Annotated in this window: 8 protein-coding genes and 1 tRNA gene; all 9 read right to left on the reverse strand. The window is 42.6% G+C overall.

The annotated features are described in order from the left end of the window. Nucleotides 1-131: 131 nt before the first annotated feature. Complete coding sequence (locus tag DW159_RS11975; RefSeq protein ID WP_055147620.1) at nucleotides 132-590, reverse strand: ferritin-like domain-containing protein; 459 nt, start codon at nucleotides 588-590, stop codon at nucleotides 132-134. A 145-nt stretch (nucleotides 591-735) separates the two neighbouring features. Next, complete coding sequence (locus DW159_RS14060) at nucleotides 736-867, reverse strand: hypothetical protein (protein WP_278320898.1); 132 nt, start codon at nucleotides 865-867, stop codon at nucleotides 736-738. Between the two features lie 45 nt (nucleotides 868-912). Then, nucleotides 913-3,771 (reverse strand): hypothetical protein, encoded by a 2,859-nt coding sequence (locus DW159_RS11980; protein WP_117551034.1) that lies wholly within the window; start codon nucleotides 3,769-3,771, stop codon nucleotides 913-915. Between the two features lie 223 nt (nucleotides 3,772-3,994). Beyond that, on the reverse strand, nucleotides 3,995-4,774 hold the full coding sequence (locus tag DW159_RS11985; protein WP_117551036.1) for a DUF3169 family protein: 780 nt from the start codon (nucleotides 4,772-4,774) through the stop codon (nucleotides 3,995-3,997). Nucleotides 4,775-4,829: 55 nt separating this feature from the next. Next, the gene (locus DW159_RS11990) at nucleotides 4,830-5,039 is read right to left on the reverse strand and encodes a helix-turn-helix transcriptional regulator (protein ID WP_055147626.1); all 210 of its coding nucleotides are present in this window, start codon (nucleotides 5,037-5,039) and stop codon (nucleotides 4,830-4,832) included. Between the two features lie 50 nt (nucleotides 5,040-5,089). Beyond that, entirely contained in the window at nucleotides 5,090-5,902 is an 813-nt protein-coding gene (locus tag DW159_RS11995) for a hypothetical protein (RefSeq protein ID WP_242992713.1), read from the reverse strand. Between the two features lie 263 nt (nucleotides 5,903-6,165). Continuing rightward, nucleotides 6,166-7,695 (reverse strand): glycoside hydrolase family 32 protein, encoded by a 1,530-nt coding sequence (locus tag DW159_RS12000; RefSeq protein WP_117551037.1) that lies wholly within the window; start codon nucleotides 7,693-7,695, stop codon nucleotides 6,166-6,168. 141 nt (nucleotides 7,696-7,836) lie between these two features. Then, nucleotides 7,837-8,742: a cysteine synthase A gene (gene cysK / locus DW159_RS12005; protein WP_055147632.1), complete on the reverse strand. Its 906-nt coding sequence runs from the start codon at nucleotides 8,740-8,742 to the stop codon at nucleotides 7,837-7,839. Nucleotides 8,743-8,927: 185 nt separating this feature from the next. After that, a tRNA-Trp gene (locus DW159_RS12010) sits at nucleotides 8,928-8,998 on the reverse strand. Nucleotides 8,999-9,252 lie beyond the last annotated feature (254 nt).

Consider the following 9,252-nt stretch of genomic DNA (forward strand, 5'->3'; position numbering starts at 1 on the left):
ATAAAACCTCAATTCAAAACAAAGAGTTTTCACCAGCTGCTTTAACGAATCATTGCAACAAAAAAGAGGATATATACCACATGTGATACATATCCTCCTTACAATTTATGCTCCCTTGTGTAAGCTTTTCCCTACACCATTCCATTTGCGACCTTATACTTGTAGAGCATCTCCGCATGATTCTGCTCCTCGATCTGTATATCCGCCAGAAGCTTTCTCACCGCGCTCTCGCCAAATGCAAATATCTCTCCATTGTACTCGCCTGACACAAGCTTCTCTGTTCCAATACAGTCTGTTGCAAGGAACTCATCATTCTTCTTATCCTCGGAATCGTCCATCATCTTGTATGTCTGCTTTGGCTCATAATCTTTTCCATCGCTGTCATTGCAGTCACACTGTGGAACCTGTCCGTCAAGCACCTGGGTAAGTGAATCATAGTGCTTCTGCTCTTCCTTCTGTATAGTCTGGAACAGATTCTTAAGCTCAGGATCCTTCGCCTGCTCCGCATATCTTCCATATTTCTCCACACAGGACTTCTCCTGTGTCTGAAGATCCTGGATAACTGTTTTCTCTTTTTCCTTTAATATCATAGCAATACCCCTTTCCTATAAAAAACTTTTTCTAACATTTCATATTGCATAGATATTATTGACCCAATATCATCATTTCTATTCTTATATCTAAAAAATACTCCCCACAATTGCCAGTCATATTCGTTTTCTTATATCTCACAAGCTACACATTTTCCTCAGTTTTCATCGTTCGCTGATCATTTACAGTAGTCACCACTGCGCCTCCAAGGATCAGCACAGCACCGGCTATCTCCGGCAGCGACAACGCCTCATACAGAAATACAAAAAGGGGCATTGCTCTACACAATTCCCCTTTCCATAAAATAATGCTTCTTATACATTATTTGATCTTCTTCGTCATAACACCCTTCACGATCTTATATGTATGTTTATTGTACACGATCCTTCCTGTGAATTTACTTTGAAGAACACCCTTCTTGACATAATAAGTCTTACCAGTCTTTACCGGCTTCACAAGTCCCGTCTTTGTACTCTGGAACACGCCCTTAACTACATAGTATTTTTTGCCGCTGATATTTACAAATCCGGTCTTACTACTATGAAATATTCCCTTAACCACATAATACTTCTTGCTGCCGATCTTCACAAATCCGGTCTTGCTTCCCTGGAACACGCCCTTTGCAACGTAATACTTCCTGCTGCCGATCTTTACAAATCCGGTTTTGCCACTCTGGACTACTCCTTTTACAACATAATACTTTTTGCTTCCACTCTTCACAAATCCAGTCTTGCCGCTCTGAAGCAATCCCCCGGATATATAATAGGTCTTTGAACCGACCTTTTTCAACCCGGCTGCCTTTGACTGCCATACTCCCTTGCTCACATAATATGTCTTACCACCGCTCGCTATCATTCCGGTCGTGCCTGTCTGGACTGCACCGTTCTTCACATAGTAGTACACACCATCCGTGCCCTTCACTATGCCGTTGCTGCCAGCTGGGACAAGTGGTGTCTTGGCTGGCTCTGTGATCCTGTAATTTCCTCCATCTATGGCCCTTGACATCTTGTCATAAGCTTCCCATAAGTTCTGATCATTCTTCATTGAGACCGGATTCTTTACGCTCTTTATGAGCTTCTGTGCAGCAACCGCATTATTAGGAAATGTACCTCCAGCCTCACTTATATATGCCATGGTGTCTGCATCACAGCATACGGCCTTCAGTATCTCTGCCGCAGTCTTATCTGCCTTGCCGCTCTTTGCGAAAAGGTATGTTCCTCCCCAGTAGTATGGAACAGGGCCCTGACATACTGCCATAGGCTTGTCAAATGTCAAACTCCAGTTTGCAGCCCAGGTACAAGAGAACCAGCCAAATACCTTGCCGCTCTTTGTATCGTCAACCCATTTCATCTCCCACATGGAATGGCCTGTATCGTATCCATTGGCTACAATACCTTCTATGAGCTTCTTTGCCACATCCTTCTGACTGTCGGTCAGTCCATAATCAGCAGAGTCATACTGCGAAATCCCCGCCATATTTGCAAGCATTTCACAATATTGATCTCCATAACTAGACTTATTTGCGGCTCCGGAAGTCATATAGTAACCTGCAGCCTTCATCTTTGCAGCCACACTCAGGAATCCATCTGCCGTTCCTATCATCTTCTGTACCTGTTCAGGGTCTGAAGTACCCAGCACTTTCTGGGCAATATCAGGATCATACATGAAGATTCCCGGATTTGCCTGCCATGTCATAGCTGTGAGCTTTCCGTCAAATGTTCCCGCTTTTCTGGTATAAGGATACGCTGCAGAGTACGCACTCGTAAGCCCCAGCTCAGCCACGGTCATATACTTATTCTGAGCATTTATATCCCCAAGCACCGAAGCATCACCTGCCACTATAAATGTAGCATCAGGATTCTTCTCAAGCACCAGATCAACGCCCTTAAGATAATCAGGGTCTGTTCCCCCAATTTCAAGATTTATAAATGCTATCTTACCCTTAAGATCACTGCGTTTATTCAGCATTTTCTCAAGAACATTCTTTACTTCTTCATTCCATGAAATAACATAGACCTTGCTCGTATCCGACATATCTGACGGATTATAACTTCCAACAGTGAAGCTTATCTTCTCACTGTTACCATACTTGTCTGTCACTTCACAGGTGTATGTGCTGTAGGATATCTCCGAATTACTATTGTATGTTACAGTGATAGAATCCGTAGCCGCCTCATCATCACCTACACCGCTGCCAGTCCATTTATACGTCAACTCGCCCTCATTACAGCTCGCTTTGACCTTGAGAGTCACTGATTCTCCCTGTTTAATGATCACATTCGTGCTTCCTACAGCCTCCACATTGAGACCATTATCCACATTCACCGTAAAGTCTACAAATTCAATGTTATCATACTTGTCACTGACTTGACATCTATATATCTTCTTTCCAGTGACACTTTCGGTCGTGAATACGTCGCCACTGCCAAGCACATCATAAGTCGCAACGTCAAGCCATGCATATGTGAGCTCACCTTCATCGCATGACGCTTCAACCTCAAGAGTTGCCTTTTCATTGTATGGCACATTTACCTTTGAAGAACCCTTTGCACTGACCTTCAATCCATTTTCAATATTTATATAGTAGTATATGGTCTTTGTGTTGCCATACATATCGGACACGTGACAATACACACTGGTACGTTCCGTGACTGCTGCCGTTGTGAATTCTGCAGGGTTATCCGCAGATACACTTCCCTGCCCCTCCCAGACATAGGTTATATCTCCCTTGGCGCAGGATGCCTGGACCTTAAGCGTTGCTGTGTCCCCGGCTTTAAGGGTTATTTCTGTGTCACTAATCGCTTTGGCGCTTAAATCATTATCTATCACAACATTAAAGCCGTATATATAATACCCTGAGACAAAACTTTTTGAATAAAGCATCAACTCACAGTAAAACGCCTTCTTCACATTCTTTCTTTCATATATACTACCTGTATACTTCTGCTCACCCGTAACAAACCATTCGTATGTCAGGTCTTCCGTATCCTCAGTAACCCCATATCGTGAAAGTACATCAAAATTCGGTTTGAGTGTAACATCATCTCCTGGCTGTATAGTTACGGTTTCCGTACGACTTGGTAGTGGGCCAGCCTTTACATCAATTCCCACAAATGGCAGCCACACAAGCACTGCCATGATGGCGCACACCGCCACCCATAATTTTCTCATTTTCCCCATGCTTTTCTCTCCTTTTCTTTTCTACACTTAATTCTCATGGCCAAGATTGGGTCATCCCCACTTTCTCCTTATCCCTCCTTCCTGTCATATACATAAAAATACACCCCATCCCAGATATAGTCAATATATTGATTATATTCAAGATATTAATCATAATTTTAAAGCAGTAAAAAAGGATGACCGTAATTTTCACGGTCATCCCAAATCAAAATTCTGCTCTTATTTACTTCTGCAGCTTTCTGAATTCCCTGCCATAAGCCACATACATGACAAGAAGTATCACTCCCACTGCCAATACAGGCATCACTCCTGTGTCAAATGCAAACATGCTCATAAACGTAAGTATCCACATGACAAATCCTGCCTTAATTCCAGTCATAAATCCCTTCTTGGAGGATTTGGCTATCATGATAAGCTCAGCCTCGTCCGATGTGTTCTCCCAGTCACGGCGAAAATGCATATCGAATATATTTCCGCTTTTCTCCGGATTAAGCTTCTTCTCTTCATCGATAACAAGCTTTTCAACCACACAATACAGTGCCATAGATATCAGAAATACGAGCTCAGACAGCACTGTCAGGAATGTGCCACGCCCATCACTGTACGTCCTGTCCACAGCGTATATACACACCGGAAACAACACAAGTCCAACGAACACGATGATACACGGGAGATATGAGGCAGTCGTGATCCGACTCTCTATATCCACTATCACATCCTCGTTCTCTCCGTCCCAGCCTCTGATCATCCTCTTTATCTTCCCATACATGACAAATGACACCACAAACGTCGCCAGCATGAGCACACCATATACTATAGGCAGCGTATCAGCTGTTATCCACCATATATGATCCCAGTTGATTCCATCCAATGTGTCCTTGTTCACCGCGGCAAGCCTTCCCGCCAGGAAACCTCCCAGCAGACTTGCCAGGATCATGACCGCAAATATTATATATATCTTCAGATTACTTTTCTTGTTCACTTTTTTATCAGTATCCTTCATCTCATATCCTCTTTTCATTCTATGAATTAACACGACCTTATCCATATGTCAGGAATCATTCCTTATCATCCTCGTATTGGAATATATCCTCCACGCTGACACCACATACCTTCGCGATCTTCAGTGCCAGTGTCACCGATGGGCTGTAGTCGCCCCTCTCTATCTGACTTATCGTCTGCCTCGAGGTCTGCACCAACGCTCCCATCTCCTGCTGGTTTACTCCCAGCTTCGCCCGATATTCCTTCAGCCTGTTGTACAGCGGCATCTATATCACCTCCAGCTTGTTAATCTGTATTGTCATCATAATCAGGTCCATTATCTGTTTATGCCGTCCTCTCCATCAGAGCCCAATCCTTTTATTACATTGTCTGCATCTTCAGCTTCTGCTCTGTCTGCCAGCCCATGCTCTGCATACTTATGTGTGGATGTCCCCCATATCATGGAAAAGCTTATTCCAAAACAGAATCCAATGGAAATTCCAAGCGCCAAATTGTCAAACAGCATTCCATACACTATACCAAGTGCAACACCAATTAGAATTCCAAACGGTGCGCCAGTGGATTTATCACGCTTACACACATATATTTTATCCCTCAAAAAGAATCCATCACTCTTCCCATCTCCAAATACATCTATCACATTCTGATACACATTGCTGTGGGCAACCTCCATCATGTCATCTGCCAGATCCTCCACCTCAGGATGAATGTAATACTTTCTAAGCTTGTATATACTGAGTACATCCTTGCCACTTTCAGGTTCAGGCGTCAACTCACTCCTGGCAATATCTTCTTTATCAAAGATAAAGCAGCTCCACATCTGCTTGTTTCTGAAGAAACCATACACAGGGAGTCCATTTGCCAGACCTTGGCGGATTTCGCGCTCAAGCTCAGTCATATCACAGATCTCAGCAATAACATCCCCCAGCTTGTTCTTCTTTAACATTCTCTCTGTGATCATTGTCACGGAATACCCCTTGACCTGCGTCTTCAATTTGTCCACTGGATGGGAGACAATCATGCCCTCAAACATAGCTTGTAGTGTTTCACAGGTAGATTTCTTATTACCTTTATCCATGCCATTTTCACTTAGATTATCCTTTTTATTTACACCTTGCTTTTTCCTCATATCCTCATAACTCCATTTTAATTCTTACCACTAAAATCCCATTCCAAATTCAAGCTATATATATATTATATATGCCAAATGACAACTATAGTTGTCATTTCTTTTACAATGGAGTATAACAAATGACAAGGAAAGTTGTCAATAACTTTTGACAACTTTCCTTGTCATCTCAATGTTGGAACGGATGCACCTGAAACCTGGAGAACCGCCAGACTGATGCCTGGCAGTGCAACAACTAAACAATTGAGCAAGATCATCTTTTGTTAAATGATATCATACTTCTCCACATCCACGACTGCCCGTCCCTCACATAACAGCTCTATTCCATCCGCTTCAATAGGTGTATATATCGCCGTGCTCATTGTCATAGCTCCATCATTTACAAACAGTTCTATCGAATTCCTGTCCAGTATAAATCTGAGCTTTATACTATCTTGAGTCTCCTGCTGTTCATCAACCTTTCCCTTGACATCCCCGTAACATTCTGCTGATTTCACGCAGGCCCTTCTGATACACACCACATCTTTCTCAAATCCGGCAAATGTCCTGTCCATCTCTATTATATTATTTTCTCTGTCATATATAAATCGAGTATAATATCCGCTTCCCTTTGCCAGATTCACGGTAAATCTGCTGTATTTGTTTCCAGTGATTACAAATGTCACATCCAGACTTCTTCCACTTATACCTTCCAGACTACGCCGTCCACTCACTACTTCATCTGAGTACCTGACCATATTAGCATGATACTTCTCTATCTCTCTCACTGGCTTCTGTATCAAGCGTCCATTTTTCAGAGATATCTCCCTCGGAATCGTCATCATTCCCTGCCACTTCTGTCCACCGGGTATCCACAGATTATGCCACGACTGCATCCACGCTATCATTATCCTTCTGCCATCCGGCAAAAGTGTAGTCTGAGGCGCGTAGAAATCTGTTCCATAATCAAGTGATAATGGCTCTCCACCGTCAAATTTCTTCTCACCTTTATCAAATTCTCCAACAAAATAGATAGAATTATTTCCATTGTGGAATTCATATCCCTCTGCTTTCATTCCCGTAGGCGATACGAGAAGTACATGATGATCGTCTAATTTGAAGAAATCAGGGCATTCCCATACGCCGCCCAGATCACCTTCATTCCGTGCAAGGATACTCTCAAATGTCCAGCTTTCCATATCAGCGCTCGAAAGTAATACCACAAGCCCCTTATTATCCTGATCCACACAGCCTGCAGCCATATAGTATCTGCCATCCTCAAGCCATGCCTTCGGATCTCTGAAATCCGCTCTGCTCAATCCCTCCGGCAGCATATCTCCGGTCACCACCGGGTTATTCTGTATTTTTTTATATGTAACGCCATCACCAACCGCTATGCTCTGGTTCTGCAATACCCCATCACCGTCGGGATTTTTCATAACACTGGTATATATCAGGACATGCTCTCCATCTTTTTCAATGGCCGTACCTGAGAAACAGCCCTCGGCATCATATATCGTATCAGGTGCAATCGCCACAGGAAGCTGCTCCCATCTTATCAAATCGTCACTGACCTGATGCCCCCAATGCATAGGTCCCCATTCCGTACTGTACGGATGATACTGGTAAAACAAATGCACCTTACCATTATACACAGAAAATCCATTCGGATCATTCATCCAACCGACAGGCGGAGTCACATGAAACAACGGTCGCTCATTATTATCTATTTCATTCTGAGTTTCGTATTCCCTCGATGCAGCAAGTGCCTCGCTAACCACATTTTTTCCCGTCATCTTCCCATTTATATCCATCTCTTTTTCTCCTTTATACTTACATGGTTTATATTTTGCGTTCTTTCAAATAACACATTTAAATCAATAAAATAGAGACATTTCCACTGTACCATACATAGCATCTCTTGAAAATGTCCCTAAATAAATTTATTTCCTATTTTATAATAAACCTACACTGAAATATCTTTCAGCTCTGTCCGCCATCACAGTGGCTATAACTTTATCTTTCCCATATTTTTCTGCCATCTTCATAGCCGCCCATACATTTGCACCGGATGACGTACCTACAAGAAGTCCCTGTTCTTTGGCAAGTCGTCTCGCCATCTCAATGGCATCCTTATCCGCCACTTCCACCACATCTGTTACCAGTGATGTATCCAGGACATCCGGTATAAATCCATCGCCTATTCCCTGTATCTGATGGATTCCCGGGCCATCTCCATGTAGCGCTGACACTCCCTTAGGCTCAACGGCAACAATCTTCGTATCTGGATTTTTCTCCAACAGATATTTAGCTATACCTTGGAGAGTACCCCCACTTCCAACACCAGACACATATATGTCTATCTTCTGACCAAGCTGTTCACACATCTCAACTGCTGTTGTGCGATAATGCGCATCTGGATTTGCCTGATTGACAAACTGCTGCGGCATGAAATACTTCTCTGGATCAGATTCTGCTATCTCATTTGCCTTATCAACAGCACCACCGATGCTTAGAACCGGATCCGTAAGTACCAGCTCAGCACCAAATGCCCTGATAACCTTCTTTCGCTCCTCACTCATATTCTCTGGCATCACAATTATCACTTTATAACCTTTCTGAACACCACAGAGTGCAAGCCCTATTCCGGTATTACCGCTCGTAGGCTCTATAATAGTCATTCCCGGCTTGAGTTTTCCCTCACTCTCTGCAACCTCCAGCATGTTTTTTGCAATCCTGTCTTTAATACTTCCACCAGGATTAAGAAATTCCGCCTTGGCAAATATATTGTATCCTGTCGACTTTTTCAGACACATAAGCGGAGTATTCCCTATCAGATCAAGCACATCATTGTAATACATATTAATCCCTTCTTCTCTTTACTTTATATTATAATATTTTACATATTTTTCCACCAAAGTCACTATAAAATATATTGAACTGCCTTTATATTAATGTGGTTCATTCTCCTTTTTCATAGTTTGCCATTCCCCTTCCCACTAATATAAATAAAGCCTTGAAACACTGAGTTTTCAAGGCTTTTTAGCAGGGGATGAGAGAATCGAACTCCCACCAAAGGTTTTGGAGACCCCTATCATACCATTTGACCAATCCCCTATATACAGAAAAAATTTAACACCTGTTGCAGCGTTAAATTTTCTTGGTACATTTTATTCTGTACCTTCAGAATTTCACACAGAAAGCTAGTAACCTAACCCCATCTAACAACCAACGACTGTTTCAAAGTAAACTTTATTCTTTACTGTGTATGCCTTAGATTCTGCACCTTGCAGATATCATGCACACTTGCGTATCTCCAAAGCTTATCTCTTAGAAACCTCTAAGGATAAGTCCTCGACCTATTAGTACTT

This window comes from Coprococcus sp. AM14-16 (assembly GCF_003434675.1).
Classification (GTDB): domain Bacteria; phylum Bacillota; class Clostridia; order Lachnospirales; family Lachnospiraceae; genus Coprococcus; species Coprococcus aceti.